Annotated in this window: 1 pseudogene; it reads left to right on the top strand. The window is 69.8% G+C overall.

The window, feature by feature from the left end:
* Positions 1-245 (top strand): annotated as a pseudogene (locus BP858_RS03875) (CO dehydrogenase/CO-methylating acetyl-CoA synthase complex subunit beta); the annotation flags it as partial.

Here is a 245-nt window from a genome sequence, read left to right as displayed (position 1 = left end):
CAACCTCCTCGTCGCCTGCGAGTGCCTGATGGCCGGCGAAGGCGGCGTGGAGATCCCCTACACAGGTTTCATCCCGGACGCAGTCCTCCGGAGGCTCGGTTACACCCTGGTCGACGGGAGCGTCACGGGCCTCGGCCTCCTGGTCGGGACGCCGGAGAGCCCCGACGCCGCCGCGGCGATCTGCCGGGAGATGCAGGAGAAGTACCTGCTCACCTTCCTTGCCGGCGGGGTCGTGGAGGCGCTCT

The organism is Methanoculleus sp. UBA413 (assembly GCF_002502935.1).
Lineage (GTDB): Archaea > Halobacteriota > Methanomicrobia > Methanomicrobiales > Methanoculleaceae > Methanoculleus > Methanoculleus bourgensis.
The sequence above is the reverse complement of the archived record's forward strand: the minus strand, read 5'-3'. Positions and strand labels throughout refer to the sequence as shown.